This is a genomic window from Clostridium ljungdahlii DSM 13528, from assembly GCF_000143685.1.
In the GTDB taxonomy this organism is placed as follows: domain Bacteria; phylum Bacillota; class Clostridia; order Clostridiales; family Clostridiaceae; genus Clostridium_B; species Clostridium_B ljungdahlii.
Genome location: NC_014328.1, coordinates 4,124,164 through 4,145,676, shown reverse-complemented (window position 1 = coordinate 4,145,676; position 21,513 = coordinate 4,124,164). Strand labels below are relative to the sequence as shown.

Below are 21,513 nucleotides of genomic sequence, written 5' to 3'. Positions count from 1 at the left end.
TTAAACGTTTAATTCTAATGCTTACAGGTTAATATAAGGTCTTTTACAATTTAAACTTATTTTTTGTAAATGATATAATTATTATGAAATATTATTAAAGGGAATAAGATAGCACCTATATATGGAGGGAATTTATGTATAAACTAGTAGGAATAGATATGGATGGTACTTTGCTTAGAGATGACAAAAGTATTTCAGAAGAAAATTACAATGCTATTCAAAAGGCTAAAGAGCTTGGAGTAAAAATTGTACTAGCTACTGGAAGGCCATTAAAGGGAATTGAAAAGTATTTAAAACAATTAAAGCTTACTTCAGAAGGAGATTATTCTGTAGCATTTAATGGAGCAGTAGTTCAAAAAAACAATAATGGTAAAGTTATAAGTGAAAATTTACTTAAGCATGAAGATTTGAAGTACTTATATAGTTTGAGTAAGCAATTAAATGTAAATATTCATATCCTTACTTTTGATTTTTGTGCTGCAGCTAAGCTAAATAAATATAGTAAATTGGAATCTTCTTTAAATAAGATACCACTTAAAATATTAGATTTGAACCAAATTCCTGATTATGTACCTATAGTAAAAGTTATGTTTGTAGATGAGGAAGAAAAGCTTTCAAAGGCCATAGAAAATTTACCTAGAACAGTATATGAGAAATATACCGTTCTTAGAAGTGAACCATATTTTTTAGAGTTTATAAACAAAAATGTAAATAAGGGATTCGGTATACAAGTTTTAAAGGAGAAGCTAAATATAAGTAGGGATGAAATAATGTGCATAGGTGATGCTGGAAATGATATTCATATGATAAAATATGCAGGATTAGGCGTTGCTATGGAAAATGCTTTTTCCGATACAAAAAAAGTTGCAGATTATATTACAAAAACTAATGAGCAAAATGGAGTGGCACATGTAATAAATAAATTTATACTAGAACAATGTGCTGTAAAATAGAATCTCCATAGAGTTTCTAAACCCAAAATCAACTTATACTTCGGATATTTTTTACGACATTCAACTCGTTAAATATTTTGATAAGTCTAAGTAAAAAATTCTAAAAAAGCTAAGAACTTTTGAAAACTCGTACCTCAGACAATTCAAAAGTTCTTAGCTTTTACGAATTTTTTTCTAAGACTTATATACAAAATATTTAAATGAGCTTCATTGTTGTAAAAATATGCCTGCGTATAAGTTGATTTTTAAGTTAGAAAGCTTATTCGTTGATCCTAATTAAAGTTTGAACTTATACATGAAATATAGTGGAGAGTTGGAGAAAAATTATCATTCACTCTCCACTTTCAATTATTAACTTTTAACTTAGTATAATATAAGCGTGCTAGCGTTAGAACTAATTTTTCATAGTTTCTAAATAGTAATTACTTACATATATAGCCTTTTTCTTCTTGTAATAAAGCATGTCTAATGGCTTCTGGACAAGTACTTTACCTTTAGCCAAAATAAAGTCTACTAATTTTACAGTTACGTAAGCTAATATCATTCCAGCAAAAACATCTATTACCCAATGAACCTCTAGATATAGAGTTGAGAATATTACACTTAAACAGAAAAAACCAAATACACATTTCCATATTTTGTTCCGTTCCCTAAGAACTAATAAAAACATGGCAAAGCATATAGATGTATGCATAGATGGAAAACAATTAAGAGTAACACCTGCCGCAGCGCTTGGACTTAATTGCCTATCAAGGCCATCAGGTTGCCCAAGTACAAACCATACCTCCTGTAAATGGAAAATAAGATAAAACGGAGTTATTAAAAATATCTGTACTACATGTGCAGATAAAATATAACGTAGCATTTTCTTAAAGTCCTTGGCTAAGGTAGATCTATAAACTGCAAGTAAAACAGGTAGTACAAAACCGTTATTATATACCATTCTAAAAAACCAGGTTAAAGTTTCTGTTTTATAAATTCTTGCAAAACTTCCATTATTAAATGGTATTTTACTAAATATAGGATTTAGATCTACTACTATTTTCCTACTTATTTGCCAACTTAGCATTTTCCCCCAAAACGCATATCCGTGCTGTTCTATGTAAAATATGAACGCAAAAAATGGAATACATAATATTAAGAAAGGAATTACTTTAATATCATTTCTAATATCTGAATAGACTGTGAAACACATTAAAGCAAGCATACCCAGATATATTTTACTAGTCAAACTAATAGATGGATATTGAACTAGATATAAAGTCTTATGCAAGAAATATAAACCTATAAGAATAAAGTAGTACTTACTTAGTAAATTGAATAATATTTTAAACGTGTGCTGCGTAGTTTTCCACATTTTATTTTCTACAAATTTATACATGAAATTTATACCCCCCTTATGGACAAATAAATTATATCACTAGTAAAAGGGTAAGTATATAAAAAAATTTAACAATATTTTATCTTATTTTACATAAATATAACCTAATTATCTTTTCTATATTTATTTGTCATTAGGGAGGAATAAACTAAAATCAAGTATAAAATATTAATTTTATGCAGCATATTAGAATCGTTTTTTGCCCATAAATGCCGTGTCTATTATAAAAACAAAAGCACATATTAAAAGCAGCATATTTATGAAAGTTAATCCTATTTTAAATATTGCACCTATAAATAGGAATATCAAAAAAAGGCTGCAGAGCCATTTAAAAAAAATCATTTTAAAATCTCCCTTATATAATTAAATAAAAATATTAAATGTATAAAGTAGTATTTCCTCTTTTATATGAATTAATACAAAAGTGTATCGTTACATTTTGAGTTTTTTATAAAAAAAAATATAATGTTATTAATTCAAATTTAAGGGGGTTATCATTATAATGGAACAAAAAAGATTAAGCGTAAGTGGCTTAAAAGTCAGAGACATTATTCAGGTATCACTTATGGCAGCAATAACTTATATTGCTACAGCTATAATTAATATACCAACAGGAGTATTGGTTAAAGGTGTTGTACATATGGGAGACAGTATGGTACTTTTAGCAGCTATATTAATTGGAAGAAAAAAGGCGTTTTTATCTGCAGCTATAGGAATGAGTTTATTTGATGTTCTTTCATCCTATGTTATTTGGGCTCCTTTTACTTTCCTTATAAAGGGTATTATGGCTTGGATTGCAGCAACTATTGCTTACAGAGGAGAATATAATGGTGAAAAGTTTTGGAATAATATAATCGCATTTATTGTAGCTTGTATTTGGATGGTATCTGCATATTATGCAGCAGGAGTGGTTATAATGCATTTTGTCACAAATATAGCTTTTTCAAAAGCCATCATTTTATCTGCAGCAGAAATCCCGGGAAATATAGCCCAGAGTATTGTAGGAATAGCTATAGCGCTTCCACTAGCAAAAGTTTTAAAGAGAGCTAATTTAGGTAAATAATAAAGGAGAGGTTTTCACCTCTCCTAATTATTTACCTAGCTCTCATTCTATTCTTTTCAGCTTTTCTTTTTCTTCTACATTCAGGACATCTTACAGGATCATTTTCAAATCCTTTTTCCTTGTAAAATTCCTGTTCACCCTCTGTAAATACAAATTCTTTTCCGCAATCTTTACATACGATTGTTTTATCTGCCATAAAAAAACCTCCTTAACCTAGGACTAATTTTATTCTTGATAACCTACCTCCTAGGATTAAAAGGAGAATATAGCACCTTGAAAAAATTTGACCTAATATAAATATTATAATTAGAGTAAAACTCTAAGCTAATTATACCATATTTTAATAAAAAAACAATATTTTAAATAATTATGGCTTGTACCAATTCGTTGGTATAACTAGCATAGGGGAAAATGTTAATTAATGCAAATGTTAATTTTAATTAAAGTTGAATGAATTAAAAATCTGTCAAATAACAATAGTAATAGAGTATAATTAAATTAGGTTTTATATATTAAACTCAAAAAAGTAATGGGGTTGTTTTCATGGATATAAAAAAATTTTTTAATTTATTAAAGAAAATGGAAGGACCGAAATTAGATTTTAAACAATTACTAAATATTGAAACTGATAGTGGAAGAAAAGAATTAGCTAAGGACATATGTGCTATAGCAAATTCTAGAGGGGGAAGAGGATATATAATAATTGGAATTGAAGATAAGACTAAGAAAATAGTAGGAGTAGACAGAAATTTTAGTGAAGAACAAATACAGCAGATAATAAGCTCTAGAATAGAACCTCCCATACCAATTTCTCTAGAACTTTTAAAGTATAAGGGAAAAGATATAGTTATTATAAATATATATGATGGACCTCAAAAACCATATCAAATGAGAGAAAATGGAGCCTTTTACACGAGAAGAGGTTCAACAAATGATACGATGCGTAAACAGGAAATAATATCGGCTCTTCAGCAAAATTTAAATTTAAATACGGAATTGTGTCCTATACCACATAGCAAATTAAACTGTATAGATAATTGTATAGTAGATAAGTATTTTTTGTCTCAAGGGATAAAAGTAAATGATGAAAATAGATTGGGTTTAATGGAGGATGCTTCTATAATATATATAGATAAGGATTCAGGTAAGTATATGGTAACGTTAGGTGGGCTTCTAATTTTTTCTAATACAAACAATGTATATATTCCCCATAATATGATAAAAATAGTTAATAAGATAAATAAAGATTTTAGAAAGGTGAGTATAATTCAGGGAAATCTACTGTCAATTATGGATAAAGCACAAGAGGCTATTGAGAATATTATAACAGTGAAATCATATCCCACAGAGGGGATAAGTGAAGGAATAAGAAATGCCGTAATGTATAGGGACTATTCTGATTTTTCTAGGGAAATAGAGGTTATAGTAAGCTATAATAGTGTAGTAATAACTAGCCCTGGAATGTTATCAAATAGGGAAAATACAAGTTACTATAATTATGCAAGAAGGAATATGTGGATATATGAAAAAATAATTACACTGGATTCTAAAAAGAGATTTACAGGAACTGCAGCAAGTTTTAGTAGAATTCAAAAGCTGTTTAAGAATGTAGGAAGAGTTAAATTTATAAATTCTATAAAAAATGATTATTTTAAGATTATATATCCTGGTACTAAGAAGTTGAGTAACTAATATACTAGTAACAAAGGTAGAAAAATAAAAATAATATTTTCCAAAATAATACACCTAAGTTATTGAAAAAATATTCTGAATATTATATAATTTATCTATAAGGATGACACCTGAATATTAAATTAAGGGGTGATAAAAATGATTCATGTATTTTGCAGCAAAAGAGGATCTGGGAAAACTAAAGAACTGATTAATTTGGCTAATGAAAAGACAATGATAGGGAGGGGGCACGTTGTCTATATAGATGATGATAGGGGACCACTGTGGCAATTGAACAGAGGAGTAAGATTTATAGTAACAAGTGATTTTAAATTAAAAAAAATAGAAGAGTTTTATGGTTTTTTGTGCGGCGTACTTTCAGAAGATTATGATATTGATACAATTTTTATTGATGGATTGTTTAATATTGTAAAAGAAAATCTTCAGGATATGGCGCATTTATTTTATGCCATTGAAAAGCTGTCGGAGGAATACAAGGTTAATTTCTATATAAGTGTAAATGGAGAAAAAGAGGAGATACCTGAGTGTATTATGAAGTATGTAGCCTGATTAATGAAGTAATTTGTTTGTGAGAAAATAATGCTGGTTTTTATATAGTTAAGACTGGAGAGTGTATCTTCAGTCTTAAAATTTTTAAAATAACTTTAAATTAAAATTACATAGGTAAATCATTTAAATGTTGATAAAAATAGGTTTTAAATATATACTATACAATATATAAGAGTACTATTGTACTGACTATTTGAAAGGTAGGGATTTAGGTTGCCTAACGTTTATGACATATTATTGGAACGTGGATACATAAAACAAAGTACACATGAAGAAGAAATAAGAGAGTTATTAGGAAAAGAAAAAGTGACATTTTATATAGGATTTGACCCAACAGCAGATAGCCTCCATGTAGGACACTTTTTACAAATGATGGTTATGCATTATATGCAAGAAGCAGGACACAGACCTATAGCTTTGCTTGGTGGTGGTACTACAATGGTTGGTGATCCTACTGGAAAAACTGATATGAGAAAGATGTTATCTAAAGAACAAATACAACATAATGCAGAGTGTTTTAAAAAGCAGTTTTCAAGGCTTGTGGATTTCAAAGATGATAAAGCTATCCTTGCCAACAATGCAGATTGGCTTTTAAATTTGAATTATATTGAATTCTTGAGGGATATAGGAGTTCATTTTTCCGTAAACAAAATGCTTACAGCAGAGTGCTTTAAACAGAGATTAGAAAGGGGATTGTCTTTCCTTGAATTTAACTACATGCTAATGCAGGGATATGATTTCCTAGAGTTAAATAGAAGATATGGCTGTGTGCTGGAATTAGGGGGAGATGACCAGTGGTCAAATATAATAGCAGGAGTAGAATTAATTAGAAAAAAAGAGCAGAAACCTGCTTTTGGGATGACTTTTACTCTTTTAACTAAAAGTGATGGTAAAAAAATGGGTAAGACAGAAGGGGGAGCTATATGGCTGGATCCTGAAAAAACATCACCTTATGAATTTTATCAGTACTGGAGGAATATAGGAGATGCTGATGTGGAAAAATGTCTGGCTCTTTTAACTTTTCTTCCAATGGATGAAGTGAAAAGACTTGGCTCACTTCCAGGTGAGGAGATAAATGAAGCTAAAAAAGTGCTTGCTTATGAGGTAACGAAGATTGTACACGGACTAAAGGAAGCTGAAAAAGCTAAGGAAGCAGCAGAAGCTTTGTTTTCTGGTGGACAGAATATGGAAAATGTGCCTACTGTAGAGATAGGTGAAAATTCACTTGGATGTTCCATAGTGGAATTACTTGCTGATTTACAAATACTTCCTTCAAAAAGCGAGGTAAGAAGGTTAATACAACAAAATGGACTCACTGTAAATGACGAAAAAATAACTGATCCAAAACTTTTAATTACAAAGGATAGTTTTAAAGATGGAGAAATGCTTATAAGAAGAGGAAAGAAAAAGTATAATAGGATTATACTAAAATAGTAAGTAATTTATATAACTAATAATGGCTTCTTTTATAGATCGCCTATAAAAGAAGCCATTATTAGGCATTTTCTTTGAAATGCTTTAAATATTATATTTCCACATTATTAGAGCATCCTCTTTATTGTCTCTATAATATCCTTTCCGTATACCGTTTTGTAAAAATCCGTACTTTTTATATAAATTTTGAGCACGTATATTGGATCTTCTAACCTCTAAGGTCATACTTTTTATAAATTCAATTTTGCATATTTCTATAAGGGCTTCTAAGAGTAAACTTCCAACACCTATACCCCTGTATTCTGGATGAACTGCTATATTTGTTATATGCCCCTCATCTAGTATAACCCACATGCCTGCATAACCTATGACTATGCCTGATTTTTTTGCTACAACATATTTTGTAAGTGAACTGTTTTCAATTTCTTTCTCTAGAGACTTTCTACTCCAGGGCATAGGAAAACATAAAGAATCTATTACAAGAATCCTATCAATATGTTCTAGTTTTAAAGGGCAAATTTCTATATCACTCATGGACTTGGGACCTCAGTTTTTTTTCATACTCCCTTTCAGCTTGGGATTTCCTTAGATAAAAAGGTGCAAAACTATATAAATCGTCTTGTATACCGGATTTTAGAAGTTTTAATCCTAATTCACCCAAAGAAGAAGCTCTTGCCAAATTTAAATTTGCAGGTGAGAAACGAACTTGTTTTATATTTGAAATTAAATCATCCTTAAATTTTGGAACAGCATCTCCTATGAAACACACGGGTTCATTATAGTTGTTCAATGTTTTAATTAGATCTTCTATGGAAAGGAGCATATGATCACTTAGCATATTTAATTTATTATCTGTAAAGTTATAAAGGGCGGTGTATACATTTCCCCTAAGTGCATCTAATATAGGACAAATAATACCAGAGGTATAGCATAAATTATAGGCTAACGCATCTAAGGAAGATACTCCCACAAAGGGTTTGCCTGTACCTTGGCTTAATCCTTTTACTACAGCGGCTCCAATTCTAAGTCCTGTAAAAGAACCAGGACCCTTTGAAACAACAAAACCGTCTATAGAATGAATATCCATATTTAAGTTTTTTAAAAGAGTGTCTATCATAGGCATTAATACTGTGGAATGCTGTTTTTTATAATTAAAAGTAATTTCACCGAATAATTTATTGTCGTCTATTACAGCACAAGTTGCTGATTCGGTGGAAGAATCTAAACTTAATATTTTCATGTTCTTATTTTAGCTCCTTTATGTAATCATATCTATTACCATGATATTTTATTATTATTTTTCTATAATTTGGACCTTTTTCTGGAAGTTTATAAATACTTACCCATATGCATTCTTTAGGTATTAATTCCTCAATATAATTTGCCCATTCTATAATACTTACAGCATCACTGAAAATATACTCATCAAATCCAATTTCAGCAATTTCATCTATATCATTAACCCTGTATACATCAAAATGGTATAATTTTAGTCTTCCATAGTACTCATTTACTATGGTAAATGTAGGGCTTGTTATAGGATCATCTATGTTAAGACCCTTTGCTATTCCTTTTGTAAAATGGGTCTTTCCTGTACCCAAGTCACCATTTAGACAAATTATGTCACCGGCATTTAATAAGCTGCCTATTTTTTTGCCTAGATTAATGGTATCTTCAACACTATTTAAAATAAATTCCACAGCAATTCACCTCATAGAATATTGTATCTAAAATGTATTAAAAAGTGAAGGAATATATTATTTCATTTCAGGATTGTAGGAAACAGTTATATAATCTTCATAAGAGCCTAGATTAGAAAGATTACTTATTGCTTCCTTTAGATGGTTTAGTGCATGGTCACATATAAATCCTCCAGATACCATTTCGTCCATTATGTTAAAGGCCTTTTCCGAACTCATACCATTTCTATAAGGTCTATTTTCTGTAAGGGCTTGGTATATATCACACACTGCCATAATCCTGCATTCTTCGGATAATTCATCTGCTTTTAAGCCTTGAGGGTATCCTCTGCCATTTAACTTTTCATGATGATTTGATGCCCATTTGCTTATATTAGGAATATCGCCTATTTTATTCAATATTATTCTAGTATAATAGGCATGAGATTTTATTATACCGAATTCCTCAGTTGACAGAGAACCATTTTTATCAAGTATATAGAGAGGAATAGATAGTTTGCCTATATCATGCAGGAGACCTGCGATCTTCATTTCATGACACTTTTCCTCTGGATATCCAATGAATTTTGAAACTAAATAGGCAAGGCTTGCTATACCTTTAGAATGAGTTGCAGTAAATTTACTTTTATTATCTATTATGTTTGCAAATATTTTAGATATTGCTTCAAACTCATGGAGATCCATAAACATATTTAACTTGGGGTGAGTTTCATCTAGTATAAAGTCAATAAAATCTATATTTTGAAGATTAAGCCAGAACATATCAGAAGATGCACTTCCTAAAAAAGCATTTGCAATTGTTTTGGAAAAAATCTTTTTAGAATTTTGTTTGATCCATAAGATAATATTATTTTTTTGCTGATAGTTAGATATATTTTCATTATATATAAGTTCTATTAAATCCGAAATTCTTATTATTTGACTTTCTAGAGGGATCATATCTCCTTTTAGCCCCATGGCACCACTTCCATCAAAATTTTCATGATGATATAATATTATCTTTGATATATCATGAAAGTAGGGAAAAGATTTAGTTATTTTATTACCAAGTTCACAATGTTCTTTTATAAATAGATTAGCAGAATGACTCTGAGATAAAAAGGTAGCAGCTCCTATATCATGCAGTAGAGCTGATACATAAAGTTGTTTTTTAAAATCATCACTTAATTTTAGATAATTTGCAATTTCAAGCGCTATATAGGTAGTCCTCTGGGAATGATGGATAAATCGATGATCTGAATAGTTTATATTTGTTATATTTTCAATGACTGGATCATTCCCATTAAAGCTATCATATTTGGAACTCATTTGAGCTAAATCCAGTGCAATTGACATGGCCCTTATTGTTTTGTCCATACTAACCTTCATGGATAAACCCCCTTAAATAGAATATACTCTGTACACCTAATTTTATCACAATGGAATGTGTCAATAAATACTTATGAATAAGCAATGTGAAAAATAAAAATTATTTGCAAAACAGGTATTGTGATTTGCAATGTTAAAATACATTATGTAAAATGTATTTGTTATGAGTTAATTTATCAATGGTAGATAAAATGATATACTTTGATTTGCATTCTGGATAGGAAGGTGAAAGACTTGAAAAAAGTATTGAGCTTAATTATGTCTTTTTTAATAATTTTTATTGTTGTTGGATGCAATAGTAAAGAAGAATATAAAAGTAATAGCAAGTTGCAGGTAAGAAATAATGTACAATTAAATATAGTTACTACAGATAAATTTCTATATAATATGGTAAAGTCTATAGTAGGAAACAGACATGTAGTAGAATATATGTTTAATGATAGAAAAAGTGAAATGAATTTTAAGTTTACTGAAGACAGTGTAAATAATGTATCTAAAAAAGATCTATTTTTTTATGTAGGTGCAGATTATGAGCCTTGGGTAGATACTTTTGTGGACAAATTAAATAAAAGTAAGGTTGGAGTTATAAATGTTTCAAGAGGAATAAATCTTTTATCTTATAACAGAGTAGTAAAATATAATAATACAATTTTAAAAGATAATCCCTATTATGTTAACAATATTGATAATTATAGGATAGCACTTATGAATATTAAAAACGCACTTGAGGATAGGGATGCTAAAAGTAGAGATTTTTATGAGAAAAATTTTTCTGAAACTTTGAATAAATTAGATAGTTATAAAAAAGACTTAAAGTCAGTAGATGGAGAATTGAGTAATTACACTTTTATTGTTATAGAAGATGAACTTAGTTATTTTGCAAGGTATAATAATTTGAAACTTTTAGATGTAAGTCCAAGGGAAGATAATAGCATAATGCCTTTGGATTCAGCAGGGCAGAAGAACTTAGAACAAAAATTAAAAGACAATAAGGTAGTTCTTCTTTATAATAATGATTCTGTAGTTAAAAGTAATGAAGAGTTGATAAAAATTTATAATATAAAAACTTCTAAAATAGAAATTTATAATGGGGATTTTAACTATGAAGAAACCCTTAAACATAATATAAATAGTTTAGAAAATATTTATAAAAAATAAAAAGCTTGCATTTTATTAGTTTATATTATATAATTATTAACGTCTTAGGGGTATAGCTCAATTGGTAGAGTGCCGGTCTCCAAAACCGTAGGTTGTAGGTTCGAGACCTACTACCCCTGCCAGATATCAATGCTTTCACGATTTCGTGAAAGCATTTTTTATATGAAATAACATAACCGTAACACAACCCAGAAAAAAATATATAAACACAAATAAAAAAAATGCCCTAAAACTATAGGGCAAATAAATGATTAATTCTATCAACTGCTAGTATTGCAGTTTTATTTTCCGCTGGATTTTCTATATTAATTTTAGATACTCTTTTAAAGGTTCTCTGAACTTTAAGCTCATTATTTTCAAAATCTATGTCAGACCACTTAAGAGCTACTACCTCCCATATCCTCAAACCTGTTCCAAGTACTAATATAAATAATGCTCTATTTCTATGATTTAGTATATAAAAATGTTAATACAAATTATAATTTGGTTAAGGAGGTTAAAAGAAATGGCAAGAGGAATTATTATTTTTGGTTCATCTGGTTCTGGAAAAACAACATTGGGAAAATTGGTTGCAAAAAAGCTTGATTTTCCGTATTTTGATATAGACGATTATATTTGGAGAAAAGATACAGATAAACCTTTTACTATTATGTATACTCATGGGGAAAAAATCAACAGATTAATGACAGATATATCAAAAGGAACTCATTTTGTGATGGCAGGCTCAATGGATAGCTTCAATAAACCATTTGTTCCGTTATTTGATTTAGCGATACACATTACCGCGTCCATTGATACTAGAATTGCCAGGATTAATAAGAGAGAATATGAAGTATATGGGGAGAGAATTATGGAGGGCGGCGATATGTATGAAGAGCATTGCCGTTTTCTTGATAATTCAGCAAGATATGATACAGATGGTTCTCCATGTATGCGCACACATGCACAATGGGCTAATTCGTTACCATGTAAAGTACTTCAACTAAATGGGGATGAAGATTTAAATAAGAATGCTGAAATAATAGTCCATGAATATTTGAAGCAGGATTCTTTATGAATTAGTAATTTGTAGTACAGATTATTTATATTATGTGACTTAAAAAATATTATCTACATATTATTGATGGACCTCAGTTGGTATTTACCGTTACAGATCCTAATGGAAGCCTTATTCCTGATAGTAATATCACAGTTACAAATGTTGCCGACAAAACTTATACTTATTCTGTTAAAGTAGACCCATCTGCATTTAAAGGCAATGTAAATTATACACTTAGTGTAAAAACAATTTATAAAAATGGAAAAACAGCTGGACAAACTCATACATCTGCCCCTGATCAAAAACAAAATATTCATGTAGCTTATGTTAATAGTTTTGAGTATAGCAATTTTACTTTTGGAGCTTATGACAGAAATCAAAATCAATATCCCTATTCTTATGACTTAATAAAAGTTTGGGATGATGGAACAAAAACTTCTAAAGGAGTAACAGGAACTGTTTCTGGCGAAGGCTCGGTTTCAATTCTAGGGGAAGATCCAACGTATGATGGTGGACCTGCTAATGTAGGTAACCAAATACCACCTGTAAATATTAAAAGTTTTGAGATAAAACCGATAGTTGATTCTGATTGGAGTTGGTCAGATAATAAATATAATTTGAGTTTCACTGTTATTAAGAACCTAAGTAATGGTCAAATTGAAGAAAATCAAGAATCTATATCAATAGATCCTTCAACAACCTATACTTATACTGCAAAGGATGGTAGGTCACCAGACTATTCACAAGACTTTACATTTACTGCACCAGCAGCACCAACTCCGGTTGTAAGTGATGTTTTAGTAGAACCCAGCAGTATTAGTTCTAGATGGACTGGAAATGATGCTAATGGAGGAAATGTTCAGGAAAATTATACTTTAACTTATAAAATTAATGGTCAATCCTTCTCTAAATATTTAAGCACCAACTTTACAAAGGGTACAGGATACAGTGATCAAAATTTACTCTATACAGTAGCATTTAATGGTGAAGATGTGAATGTAAGTTATACATTGCCATATATTCAGCCAGTTTCAACAGACATTAATACTTCTAATGCTGGTTCTGGTAGTAATGATAATAATGGCAAAGGATAACACTAATAAACAGTTTAAATTTAGAAATACATAAAAAATTTATTGATTTGCAGCAAATAATTTTATAAAAGACCGTATTGGAGATATTAATATGCTCCCTTATCCATAAACAGACTTTTATTTTTTAATCTGTCTACTTTAAGGGGAGCAAATAAAAACTTTACGGCTTTTTTATTTGAAATAACACATTAAAAAAGTAAATTTATTTGCATTTTTGGAGAAACTGATGAAGGGTATGATTCTCTTTTTTTCTATCGCTATTTAATCTTCCAATTCTATCGCATAAGCCAAGTAAAGCCACTTCATGGATATCTGTGTGCTCTTTCATACCCTGTATGTCTGCAAAGGGCAAATTATTTACTACAAAGAGTATTTGCATATGGTATCTGATAAGCTCACAAACTTCTTCAATGAAGTCTTTATCTTGTGTAAAAAATAGCAAAAATTCTTTTGATAGAGCTGATCCAACCTTATCATGGTCATAGGAAGTTATTTTACCCTTTCTGTCCCTGGTTGTAGAAGGTTTTCCAATATCATGAAGCAGTGCTGCCCACATAAATACTTTTTGATTTTTACTTTTTGATTTTACATTTGCTGCTTCGTCTACTACAAGTAGAGTATGATTCCAAACAGTACCTTCTGGGTGGTATTTTGGAGATTGCTTCGTAATATTCAATTTGTAGAGCATATCAAAGGGATACTGCTGAAATAATGGATCATTATAGAGTTCTTTTAAATAATCTGATGGTTTCGAATCATTCAGCAAGTGATACTCAATATTGAGGTACAATCTATTCAAGTTCATCATCTCTTAGTGTTTGAGCCTAATGCTTCTTTTTTTGTGTTATGATTTTCATTTTGGTTATCACTATGAGTAGAGTTAACGGCATTGCTTAGTTTTTCTTGTACGTTTTTAGATTTTATATTTTTATTTTTTTTACTTTTAGACATATCTTTCACCTCTCTAATCAGTATTCCAATATGAAAAATATTTATTCTAATAACAAATCTTTAGAAAAGAGGGTAACATTTATCACAGATTATATAAGTATTTTATAATATAATGCTTATATTCAATATGATATTTAGTGATGTTTAGGGAGGGTTAAATTGTGGACCTTATGAGATTAAAACTTAAAGACACAAATAAGGAAAGTTGGTTAAAAAGAATAATAAAAGTGGAAAAAGAATTTAAGCAGAGTAAGCCTGGACATTGTAATGATTATTCTACTAAAGCTTGTTTAAGATGTGGAAGGTGTTGGAACAATTCTTCTAAATAAATTAGTTGACTATCTTCAGTATATTCCACAATATAGGAAAATATTAAATGTTTGACATACACATTGGCAAAGTTTATACTTATATAGGATTTTTAACATAATGTAGACTAAATTTGATAATTATGAAAAATGAAAAGAGACATAGTACTCTTTTTATTAACAAATAATTTATATGAGGATGTGACTTATGTCAAGATCAAGAAGAACAAAAAGAATTAAGAAAAATAAAAAATTTAAGACTACAACTTTAATTTGTTTTACACTAGTAATTATAGTGGCTTCTTTTTGCAGCTATAAATTTCACCTTCAAAAAAAATTAACTAATTCTGTAGAAGTATCAGCTTCTGCAAATTCCCATAAAACTAAAAAAACTCAGGATGCTATACCTAAAAATGCATTAAATTCAATTCCTGAAACTACTGATTCCCAGAATAAAGATTTGAGGAAGTTTCCATACCCTTACAGTTCTATGCTTGCAATATGTTCTGATATTGATGATGGAACATTGGAGGAATTTAAAACGTATCACAAGTTTTTAAATACCAAATCTGAGACATCATATGGGCAAGGACTGGGATTAGATATTGGAGATTCATTTTGGATGTATATGGGTGATAACAGCAACTCTGTAGTTGATGTTCATGGAAGGCATAATGTGAAAAGCATAATGACATTTTTCAATGGGACAAGTCAAACTGAAAAACATAATGCTGATGAGATAACTCACTATATTAAGTCAGGATGGATAGACTGTATCCATACTTTTGGAGATTTTTCAACTGAAAATCAAAGAGGTACTCTTTTTAATAGAAATTTGGCTGAAAATGCATGGAACGTTTTGAATTCTGAAAACTTAAAACAAACGGTATGGATAAACCATGGTAATAAAGCTAATAAACAAAATTTTGGTGCATATGGTACTGGAAATTTTATGAGTTATCAACAAGGGGACAACCCTAAATCACCTTACTATCATACAGATATAACTTTAAAAAGTGGTATTAAATATGTTTGGGATTCATGGTCAGATCATAAATTTGGACATAATTATCCACTCTATGAAATTTCATTGAGAGATGGGAAAAAAGTGTGGGGATTTCATAGGTATACAAATGATTTAGCAAATAATAAAATAGATTGGATCTGGACTCCGAAATACATTCACAGGCAGCTTACGAAAGACAATCTTGATAGTATAGTAAATAATAAGCAATACAGTATAGTGGCACAACACTTGGGTATTGACACAGAAGATTTATTTACACAAGATAATATAAGTTCACTGAAGCTATTGAAAGAATATCAGGACAACAATAAAATACTTGTTGCGAAAACTTCCAGAGTTTTAAACTATGCAGATATACATAAGTATTTAACTTATCAAAAATTATCTCAAAACGGAAAAACTTATATTAATATAACTTCTATAAATGATCCTATATTTGGAAGATACGTTCCTACAGTTGATGATATAAGAGGAATTACTTTTTATTGTGATAATCCTAAAAATACAGTGTTGTTAATAAATAAATCTAAGATAGATAATGATAATTTAAAAGTAAATCCTAAGGATGAAACAGGTAAAGTAAGTATATCTATAAAGTGGTTTAAACCGGATTACAAAGATTATACACAGCAATGAAGTTTTAAAAAATTTTTTCGTATACAATTCTAATTTTATTTAAAGTGAACATAAAATAGTCCATATTTTAAGCTAAAGTATGGGCTATTTTCTATTAACGCAGATATTAAACATAATTGATTTAGTACTATGTTTTTGATACAATCAACATAAGAAGACAAAAACTAATAATATGAATTAATCAAATTAAGTATTAATTAGTTTTGATTAATTTTATCATGAAATTACTTTGGCGTTTACTTAAAACAAATAAAATAGTATGGGGGATGAAATTTTTGAAAAAAAAGAAAATGTTAATGTTAGTTTTAAGCTTATTACTAGTATGCGTTGCATTTATAGGCTGTGGACAGAAACAGCAGAGCACTACTACGAATAATGACACAGATAAAAAGACATTACTTATTTATTGCGCTGCAGGAGTAAATAAACCAATGGAGGAAATAGCCAAAGAATTTGAAAAGAAATATGGGGCGAAAGTTCAGTATACCTATGCTAATTCTTCAGAACTTATAAGCCAGATGGAAGTTTCTAAAAAGGGAGATCTTTGTGTACTAGCATCTAATGAAGATTATGAAACAGCAAATAAAAAAGGTTTAGTTTTAGCTAGAAAAGATTTAGTATACCATGTACCTGTAATTGCTGTACCAAAAGGAAACCCTGTAGGTATTAAAACTTTAAATGATTTTAAAAAACCTGGAGTTAAGGTGATTTTAGGAGATTCCAAAACTTCTCCATTAGGAAAACTTGCATCTAAGTTATTTCAAAAACAGGGTATAGAGAGTCAGGTAAAAAATAATGTAGTTTCTACAGTTACTACAGTAAATGAAATGGTAACGTTTGTTTCCATGAAAAAAGCAGATGCATCTATTATGTGGGAAGATAATGCTTTAAATGCGTCTAAAAGCATAGATTTAGTGCAGATTCCTAAAGATCAAAATTTGATTAAGACAGTACCTATAGCTGCATTAAAGAGTTCTAAAGATAAAGAATTATGCAATAAATTTATAAGTTTTGCTGTATCAGATCAAGCAAAATCAATATTCATCAAGTATAATTTGAAGCCTATTAAATAGAAACTAGAGGTCTTGAGTATGTCAAAAAATAATTATAAAGACATTCTTTTTAAAATTTATATATTTATTTTTATAAGTATCTTTATGATTTTTATAATTTTAACTATATTTGTGGTTTTTCAAAAAAGTTTTTCTAACTTAGCATCCATTATTATGGACAAGGAGATACAATTTGCAATTAAATTAACATTATATACATCTACAATATCTACTATAATTTGTTTGATATTTGCGGTACCTATAGCTTATGGACTTGCCAGATATGATTTCTTTGGCAAAATGATTATAAACTCTGTAATACAGATATCAAATTCTATTCCTCCAATTGCAGCAGGAATTGCTTTGCTTATGTTATTTAGTACAAAGCAGGTTGAAGATATAATAAATAGGTTGGGATTAGATCCCGTATTTTCGGTTAAAGGAATTATACTAGCTAACTTTTTTATCAATGCTCCATATATGATAAGAATTTTAAAGGGAACTTTTGAAGATGTGAATCCCAAACTTGAATTTGTAGGAAGAACTCTTGGATGCAGTGTATGGGGATCATTTTTTAAAATAACAATTCCTTTAGCTAAAAACGGATTGATCTCAGCTATAATAATTACGTGGATAAATGCACTTGGGGAATTTGGAACTGCACTTATGCTGGCAGGTGCTATTAGAATGAAAACGGAAACTCTGCCAGTAGCTATATTTTTAAATTTGTCAGCAGGAAACCTGGATAAGGCTTTAGCTGCTGCCACTATACTTATAATTATATCTATAATTTGTTTATTTGCATTTGAATGTGTGCAAAAATGCAGTACAAAAAAAGTTAACTACTAGAATTTTATAAGGAGGCTAATATGCTTAGAGTAGAGCATATTTATAAAAAACTTGGTGATTTTGAAATTTGTAATATAAGTTTTGAAGTATTGGATGGAGAGTATTTTGTAATACTAGGGTCTACAGGAAGTGGAAAGAGTGTTGTTTTAGAAGCTATTGCAGGTGGTTATGATATTGATAGAGGAAATATATATATAAATGATGTTAATATAAATAATATTCCGCCGGAAAGTAGAAATATTGGATTTGTATATCAGGATTATTTGCTATTTCCCCATTTGTCAGTTAGAGAAAATATATTATTTGGATTAAAGACGAAGAAAATGAGTAAAAATATTATGGATGAAATTTTACAGAAAATAAGTTCAATGTTAAATATAGAACATTTACTGGACAGAAGGCCGCTTACGTTAAGCGGTGGAGAACAGCAGAGAGTTGCCTTTGCAAGGGCTGTTGTGACTTCACCAAAGATACTACTCCTTGATGAAATAAGCAGCGCTTTGGATCCGGGTACTAAGAAAAAGTTTCAACATAACTTAAAAAAAATGCATAGAGAATTAAATACTACTACTATTCAAATAACCCATGATTTTAACGAAGCAGTATATTTGGCAGATAGAATAGCGATTATGGGGAATGGACAAATTTATCAAATAGGTACTGTTGATGAAATATTCAATCATCCTAAATCAAAGCTTGTAGAAGATTTTATAGGTCATGGTTTATGATTAAAATGTTTTAACAGAGGGGAGAAATTACAAATGTATATATCAGATGAACTCATTGACAAATTTATTAAAGAAGACGTTCCTTATATTGACTTAACTACTTTAGTTTTAGAAATTGGTAATAAAAAAGGCAAGATACAATTTTTTTCAAGGGAAGATGGGGTATTATGTGGAACAGAAGAAGCAGCAAGAATATTTGATAAATTAAATATAGAATTGACAAAAATAAAACCTTCCGGCAGTTTAGTAAAGAAAAATGAGGCCTTTCTTGAAGGAAAGGGCAGCGCTAGTGATTTACATATGGCATGGAAAATCTGCCAAAATATTATTGACTACAGTTCTGGCATTGCGACTAAAACAAGGAAATTAGTTAATAAGGCAGCTAATATAAATTCAGATGTTTCTGTTATAACTACAAGGAAAAATATACCTGGTACTAAAGAATTAGCTATAAAAGCAGTTGTTTCAGGTGGAGGCTTCCCTCATAGATTAGGATTATCGGAGACTATACTGATTTTTAAACAGCATTTAAATTTTTTGGGAGGCATTCATGAATTAGCTAAGATAATTAAAAAAATTAAAGGTAAGGTTTGTGAAAAAAAAGTAATAGCTGAAGTTGATTCACTGGAGGATGCAGTTGAACTTTGTAAAAATGGAATTGATGGAATTCAATTTGACAAGGTTCCCTGTGATAAATTAAAGGTAAATGTAAGTATTTTGAAAGATATTAATCCATCTATGGTTATATTAGCTGCTGGTGGGATTAATGAAAGCAATATTGAGGATTATGTTGAAACAGGAATTGATGCTATTGTAACAACCTGTGTTTATTATGCAAAACCTATTGATATAGGATGCAAAATAGAACCTATAATGTAAATATTTGTTGGAATTGATTATACTTCTGTTTTAGATTAGTCTCATAATGATGCTACCATATCATTATGGGACTAATTCTGTATCATTATAATAAAATTAAATTTTTATTTTTATCTAACTTCAATTATAACCTGTTAGAAGAAAATTTAAAAAACTTAGTTTTAAGCAGTATTTTTGTCTTATGCCAAGAATTCTGCTTGCGATATATGCATTTTTAATTTATATATTACATTTTGGCTTGAAAATTGCTTGTATAATTTAAATAAGTGAAAGGGGAGATTATTGATGAATAAAGAATTATGGAATAAATGTATACAATTTCATGGACATGAATGTCCAGGCCTTGCCATAGGATTTAAGGCCTGTGAGGCGGCAGTAGAGAAAATGAATTTAAAATTTTCATCTGATGAAGAAGTAGTATGTGTTACTGAAAATGACGCTTGTGGTGTTGATGCAGTACAAGTTATAACAGGATGTACTTTAGGAAAAGGTAATCTAATATATAGGGGTACTGGTAAAATGGCATTTTCATTTTTTAACAGAGAAAATGGAGACAGTATAAGGGTAGTTTTAAAACAATTTAAGGGTGAAATGAGTAGAGAGGAAAGAGAAAGGTATATTTTAGAATCACCGGTAGATGAAGTATTTGAAATAAAAAAACCTAAGTTTGAGGTTCCCAAAACTGCAAGATTGTTTAATACAGTTATTTGCGATAAATGTGGAGAAGGTGTTCCAGAGCATAAAATTAGAATGAGTGAAGGAAAGAAACTTTGCTTGGATTGTTTTGAAGAATATACACGAGGGTGGTAAAGAATGGACATAAACTTTTTTTCGAATTTGTGGAATATTTCAAAGAAATCATATGATATGGAAGAAAAATTTTGGGATGAAAGGGCTGAAGAGTTTAATAGCAAAGATATAGAGGAAAAAGAGAGTAGAGATTTTATCTCTATACTAGAATTTATTGAAGCAAATAAAAATATTAAATTTAAGAACGTATTGGATATAGGATGCGGTACAGGATTTTATTGTAGAAAGTTTTCGGAAATATCTGAATGTGTTACTGCTGTAGATATTTCTGAAAATATGCTGAAGTATGCCCAAAAAAATTTAAAGGAAGAATGCAGGAATAATGTAAAATTTGTAAAAAAGGCATGGCCAGACTTAAGTTTAGAAGAATTTAAATGGAAAGAAAAATTTGATTTGGTTTTTGCATCTATGACGCCAGCTGTAGATAGCTGTGAAGATCTTATAAAAATGATTGATTGTGGGACAAACTTGTACTTTTTAAGTGGATTTGTAGAGAGAAAAGACAGCTTAAAAAATGAGATTTCTGAGATGATTTTAGGATGCCATAATGATAAGCCCTATGGGAATAAAATGTATAGTGCCCTTAATATACTATGGAATATGGGTTATTATCCAAAGATAACTTATGTAGATTCAAATTGGAGTAAAAATCAGCCTGTAGATCAATTTTACAAAAAATGCTTGCTTAATTTTGGAAGAAAAAAGCCTTTAACAGAAGAAGATAAAGTTTTAATTAGAGATTACATAGAAAGCAAGGCAATAAATGGAATTGTAGAAGAAAAGGTAACTTCTAAAGTGGCATGGTTTTGTTGGAAAAAGTAGAAGCATATAAAAAATAAGCA

The 21,513-nt window shown here is 29.6% G+C and carries 26 protein-coding genes and 1 tRNA gene; 17 read left to right on the top strand and 10 right to left on the bottom strand.

Annotation, left to right across the window (positions count from 1 at the left end; translation table 11 throughout):
* Positions 1-134 precede the first annotated feature (134 nt).
* On the top strand, positions 135-953 hold the full coding sequence (yidA, locus tag CLJU_RS18850; protein WP_013240430.1) for a sugar-phosphatase: 819 nt from the start codon (positions 135-137) through the stop codon (positions 951-953).
* Positions 954-1,347: 394 nt separating this feature from the next.
* Here the strand turns inward: yidA and CLJU_RS18845 are convergent, their stop codons facing one another.
* Together CLJU_RS18845 and CLJU_RS22705 are read right to left on the bottom strand one after the other, a co-directional pair.
* Entirely contained in the window at positions 1,348-2,310 is a 963-nt protein-coding gene (locus CLJU_RS18845; RefSeq protein ID WP_242867455.1) for a phosphatase PAP2 family protein, read from the bottom strand.
* Between the two features lie 210 nt (positions 2,311-2,520).
* The gene (locus CLJU_RS22705) at positions 2,521-2,676 is read right to left on the bottom strand and encodes a hypothetical protein (protein ID WP_167317022.1); all 156 of its coding nucleotides are present in this window, start codon (positions 2,674-2,676) and stop codon (positions 2,521-2,523) included.
* Between the two features lie 160 nt (positions 2,677-2,836).
* On the opposite strand from CLJU_RS22705, the gene CLJU_RS18840 reads away from it, so the two are divergent.
* The gene (locus tag CLJU_RS18840) at positions 2,837-3,397 is read left to right on the top strand and encodes an ECF transporter S component (RefSeq protein ID WP_013240428.1); all 561 of its coding nucleotides are present in this window, start codon (positions 2,837-2,839) and stop codon (positions 3,395-3,397) included.
* Positions 3,398-3,428: 31 nt separating this feature from the next.
* Here CLJU_RS18840 and CLJU_RS18835 read toward each other — a convergent pair whose 3' ends face one another.
* The gene (locus CLJU_RS18835) at positions 3,429-3,593 is read right to left on the bottom strand and encodes a zinc-ribbon domain-containing protein (protein WP_013240427.1); all 165 of its coding nucleotides are present in this window, start codon (positions 3,591-3,593) and stop codon (positions 3,429-3,431) included.
* Between the two features lie 347 nt (positions 3,594-3,940).
* Here CLJU_RS18835 and CLJU_RS18830 point away from each other — a divergent pair, with 347 nt between their 5' ends.
* The 3 genes from CLJU_RS18830 to tyrS all read left to right on the top strand — a co-directional run bounded on the left by CLJU_RS18830 (position 3,941) and on the right by tyrS (position 7,072).
* Entirely contained in the window at positions 3,941-5,089 is a 1,149-nt protein-coding gene (locus tag CLJU_RS18830) for an AlbA family DNA-binding domain-containing protein (protein WP_013240426.1), read from the top strand.
* A gap of 138 nt (positions 5,090-5,227) precedes the next feature.
* The gene (locus CLJU_RS18825) at positions 5,228-5,638 is read left to right on the top strand and encodes a hypothetical protein (protein WP_013240425.1); all 411 of its coding nucleotides are present in this window, start codon (positions 5,228-5,230) and stop codon (positions 5,636-5,638) included.
* 213 nt (positions 5,639-5,851) lie between these two features.
* Complete coding sequence (gene tyrS, locus CLJU_RS18820; protein WP_013240424.1) at positions 5,852-7,072, top strand: tyrosine--tRNA ligase; 1,221 nt, start codon at positions 5,852-5,854, stop codon at positions 7,070-7,072.
* A gap of 84 nt (positions 7,073-7,156) precedes the next feature.
* On the opposite strand, the gene rimI is transcribed toward tyrS, so the two are convergent.
* The 4 genes from rimI to CLJU_RS18800 are packed head-to-tail and all read right to left on the bottom strand — an operon-like array spanning position 7,157 to position 10,140.
* A complete protein-coding gene (gene rimI, locus CLJU_RS18815) occupies positions 7,157-7,606 on the bottom strand; it encodes a ribosomal protein S18-alanine N-acetyltransferase (protein WP_013240423.1) in 450 nt (149 codons plus the stop codon).
* Positions 7,599-8,312, bottom strand: coding sequence for a tRNA (adenosine(37)-N6)-threonylcarbamoyltransferase complex dimerization subunit type 1 TsaB (tsaB, locus tag CLJU_RS18810; RefSeq protein ID WP_013240422.1), 714 nt, complete (start codon positions 8,310-8,312; stop codon positions 7,599-7,601). Before tsaB ends, rimI begins: the two co-directional genes overlap by 8 nt.
* A 4-nt stretch (positions 8,313-8,316) precedes the next feature.
* A complete protein-coding gene (gene tsaE, locus CLJU_RS18805) occupies positions 8,317-8,772 on the bottom strand; it encodes a tRNA (adenosine(37)-N6)-threonylcarbamoyltransferase complex ATPase subunit type 1 TsaE (RefSeq protein ID WP_013240421.1) in 456 nt (151 codons plus the stop codon).
* A gap of 57 nt (positions 8,773-8,829) precedes the next feature.
* Complete coding sequence (locus CLJU_RS18800) at positions 8,830-10,140, bottom strand: HD-GYP domain-containing protein (protein ID WP_013240420.1); 1,311 nt, start codon at positions 10,138-10,140, stop codon at positions 8,830-8,832.
* A gap of 225 nt (positions 10,141-10,365) precedes the next feature.
* Between CLJU_RS18800 and CLJU_RS18795 the strand changes: the two genes are divergently transcribed.
* Complete coding sequence (locus tag CLJU_RS18795; protein ID WP_242825693.1) at positions 10,366-11,298, top strand: metal ABC transporter substrate-binding protein; 933 nt, start codon at positions 10,366-10,368, stop codon at positions 11,296-11,298.
* Between the two features lie 46 nt (positions 11,299-11,344).
* A tRNA-Trp gene (locus CLJU_RS18790) sits at positions 11,345-11,420 on the top strand.
* Positions 11,421-11,530: 110 nt separating this feature from the next.
* On the opposite strand, the gene CLJU_RS21915 is transcribed toward CLJU_RS18790, so the two are convergent.
* Positions 11,531-11,755: a tyrosine-type recombinase/integrase gene (locus CLJU_RS21915; protein WP_081442093.1), complete on the bottom strand. Its 225-nt coding sequence runs from the start codon at positions 11,753-11,755 to the stop codon at positions 11,531-11,533.
* Positions 11,756-11,803: 48 nt separating this feature from the next.
* Between CLJU_RS21915 and CLJU_RS18785 the strand changes: the two genes are divergently transcribed.
* Complete coding sequence (locus tag CLJU_RS18785) at positions 11,804-12,355, top strand: AAA family ATPase (RefSeq protein WP_013240418.1); 552 nt, start codon at positions 11,804-11,806, stop codon at positions 12,353-12,355.
* 77 nt (positions 12,356-12,432) lie between these two features.
* Complete coding sequence (locus tag CLJU_RS18780; protein ID WP_013240417.1) at positions 12,433-13,431, top strand: hypothetical protein; 999 nt, start codon at positions 12,433-12,435, stop codon at positions 13,429-13,431.
* 202 nt (positions 13,432-13,633) lie between these two features.
* Here the strand turns inward: CLJU_RS18780 and CLJU_RS18775 are convergent, their stop codons facing one another.
* Positions 13,634-14,239, bottom strand: coding sequence for an HDIG domain-containing metalloprotein (locus CLJU_RS18775; RefSeq protein WP_013240416.1), 606 nt, complete (start codon positions 14,237-14,239; stop codon positions 13,634-13,636).
* Positions 14,236-14,382, bottom strand: a complete 147-nt coding sequence (locus CLJU_RS22700) for a hypothetical protein (protein ID WP_156496166.1) — start codon at positions 14,380-14,382, stop codon at positions 14,236-14,238. The genes CLJU_RS18775 and CLJU_RS22700 overlap by 4 nt, the downstream gene beginning before the upstream one ends.
* Before the next feature lie 161 nt (positions 14,383-14,543).
* Between CLJU_RS22700 and CLJU_RS22695 the strand changes: the two genes are divergently transcribed.
* The 8 genes from CLJU_RS22695 to CLJU_RS18740 all read left to right on the top strand — a co-directional run bounded on the left by CLJU_RS22695 (position 14,544) and on the right by CLJU_RS18740 (position 21,493).
* Positions 14,544-14,711, top strand: coding sequence for a hypothetical protein (locus tag CLJU_RS22695; protein ID WP_156496167.1), 168 nt, complete (start codon positions 14,544-14,546; stop codon positions 14,709-14,711).
* Positions 14,712-14,898: 187 nt separating this feature from the next.
* A complete protein-coding gene (locus CLJU_RS18770; RefSeq protein WP_013240415.1) occupies positions 14,899-16,353 on the top strand; it encodes a hypothetical protein in 1,455 nt (484 codons plus the stop codon).
* Positions 16,354-16,628: 275 nt separating this feature from the next.
* Positions 16,629-17,426 (top strand): molybdate ABC transporter substrate-binding protein, encoded by a 798-nt coding sequence (gene modA, locus CLJU_RS18765; protein ID WP_013240414.1) that lies wholly within the window; start codon positions 16,629-16,631, stop codon positions 17,424-17,426.
* An 18-nt stretch (positions 17,427-17,444) separates the two neighbouring features.
* Positions 17,445-18,254, top strand: a complete 810-nt coding sequence (locus CLJU_RS18760; protein ID WP_013240413.1) for an ABC transporter permease — start codon at positions 17,445-17,447, stop codon at positions 18,252-18,254.
* 20 nt (positions 18,255-18,274) lie between these two features.
* Complete coding sequence (locus CLJU_RS18755) at positions 18,275-18,982, top strand: ABC transporter ATP-binding protein (RefSeq protein ID WP_013240412.1); 708 nt, start codon at positions 18,275-18,277, stop codon at positions 18,980-18,982.
* A gap of 33 nt (positions 18,983-19,015) precedes the next feature.
* Positions 19,016-19,861 (top strand): ModD protein, encoded by an 846-nt coding sequence (modD, locus tag CLJU_RS18750; RefSeq protein ID WP_013240411.1) that lies wholly within the window; start codon positions 19,016-19,018, stop codon positions 19,859-19,861.
* 285 nt (positions 19,862-20,146) lie between these two features.
* Positions 20,147-20,671, top strand: a complete 525-nt coding sequence (locus CLJU_RS18745; RefSeq protein ID WP_013240410.1) for an FmdE family protein — start codon at positions 20,147-20,149, stop codon at positions 20,669-20,671.
* A 3-nt stretch (positions 20,672-20,674) separates the two neighbouring features.
* Positions 20,675-21,493 carry a class I SAM-dependent methyltransferase gene (locus tag CLJU_RS18740; RefSeq protein ID WP_013240409.1) on the top strand — a complete coding sequence of 273 codons (819 nt, stop codon included), beginning with the start codon at positions 20,675-20,677 and terminating at the stop codon, positions 21,491-21,493.
* Positions 21,494-21,513: the final 20 nt, after the last annotated feature.

What these genes read in the sequence shown, in the direction of transcription:
- yidA (WP_013240430.1), top strand. Translation starts at nt 135, where the DNA reads ATGTATAAACTAGTAGGAATAGATATGGATGGTACTTTGCTTAGAGAT.
- CLJU_RS18845 (WP_242867455.1), bottom strand. Translation starts at nt 2,310, where the DNA reads ATGTGGAAAACTACGCAGCACACGTTTAAAATATTATTCAATTTACTA.
- CLJU_RS22705 (WP_167317022.1), bottom strand. Translation starts at nt 2,676, where the DNA reads ATGATTTTTTTTAAATGGCTCTGCAGCCTTTTTTTGATATTCCTATTT.
- CLJU_RS18840 (WP_013240428.1), top strand. Translation starts at nt 2,837, where the DNA reads ATGGAACAAAAAAGATTAAGCGTAAGTGGCTTAAAAGTCAGAGACATT.
- CLJU_RS18835 (WP_013240427.1), bottom strand. Translation starts at nt 3,593, where the DNA reads ATGGCAGATAAAACAATCGTATGTAAAGATTGCGGAAAAGAATTTGTA.
- CLJU_RS18830 (WP_013240426.1), top strand. Translation starts at nt 3,941, where the DNA reads ATGGATATAAAAAAATTTTTTAATTTATTAAAGAAAATGGAAGGACCG.
- CLJU_RS18825 (WP_013240425.1), top strand. Translation starts at nt 5,228, where the DNA reads ATGATTCATGTATTTTGCAGCAAAAGAGGATCTGGGAAAACTAAAGAA.
- rimI (WP_013240423.1), bottom strand. Translation starts at nt 7,606, where the DNA reads ATGAGTGATATAGAAATTTGCCCTTTAAAACTAGAACATATTGATAGG.
- tsaB (WP_013240422.1), bottom strand. Translation starts at nt 8,312, where the DNA reads ATGAAAATATTAAGTTTAGATTCTTCCACCGAATCAGCAACTTGTGCT.
- CLJU_RS18800 (WP_013240420.1), bottom strand. Translation starts at nt 10,140, where the DNA reads ATGAAGGTTAGTATGGACAAAACAATAAGGGCCATGTCAATTGCACTG.
- CLJU_RS18785 (WP_013240418.1), top strand. Translation starts at nt 11,804, where the DNA reads ATGGCAAGAGGAATTATTATTTTTGGTTCATCTGGTTCTGGAAAAACA.
- CLJU_RS18775 (WP_013240416.1), bottom strand. Translation starts at nt 14,239, where the DNA reads ATGATGAACTTGAATAGATTGTACCTCAATATTGAGTATCACTTGCTG.
- CLJU_RS22700 (WP_156496166.1), bottom strand. Translation starts at nt 14,382, where the DNA reads ATGTCTAAAAGTAAAAAAAATAAAAATATAAAATCTAAAAACGTACAA.
- CLJU_RS18770 (WP_013240415.1), top strand. Translation starts at nt 14,899, where the DNA reads ATGTCAAGATCAAGAAGAACAAAAAGAATTAAGAAAAATAAAAAATTT.
- CLJU_RS18760 (WP_013240413.1), top strand. Translation starts at nt 17,445, where the DNA reads ATGTCAAAAAATAATTATAAAGACATTCTTTTTAAAATTTATATATTT.
- CLJU_RS18755 (WP_013240412.1), top strand. Translation starts at nt 18,275, where the DNA reads ATGCTTAGAGTAGAGCATATTTATAAAAAACTTGGTGATTTTGAAATT.
- modD (WP_013240411.1), top strand. Translation starts at nt 19,016, where the DNA reads ATGTATATATCAGATGAACTCATTGACAAATTTATTAAAGAAGACGTT.
- CLJU_RS18745 (WP_013240410.1), top strand. Translation starts at nt 20,147, where the DNA reads ATGAATAAAGAATTATGGAATAAATGTATACAATTTCATGGACATGAA.
- CLJU_RS18740 (WP_013240409.1), top strand. Translation starts at nt 20,675, where the DNA reads ATGGACATAAACTTTTTTTCGAATTTGTGGAATATTTCAAAGAAATCA.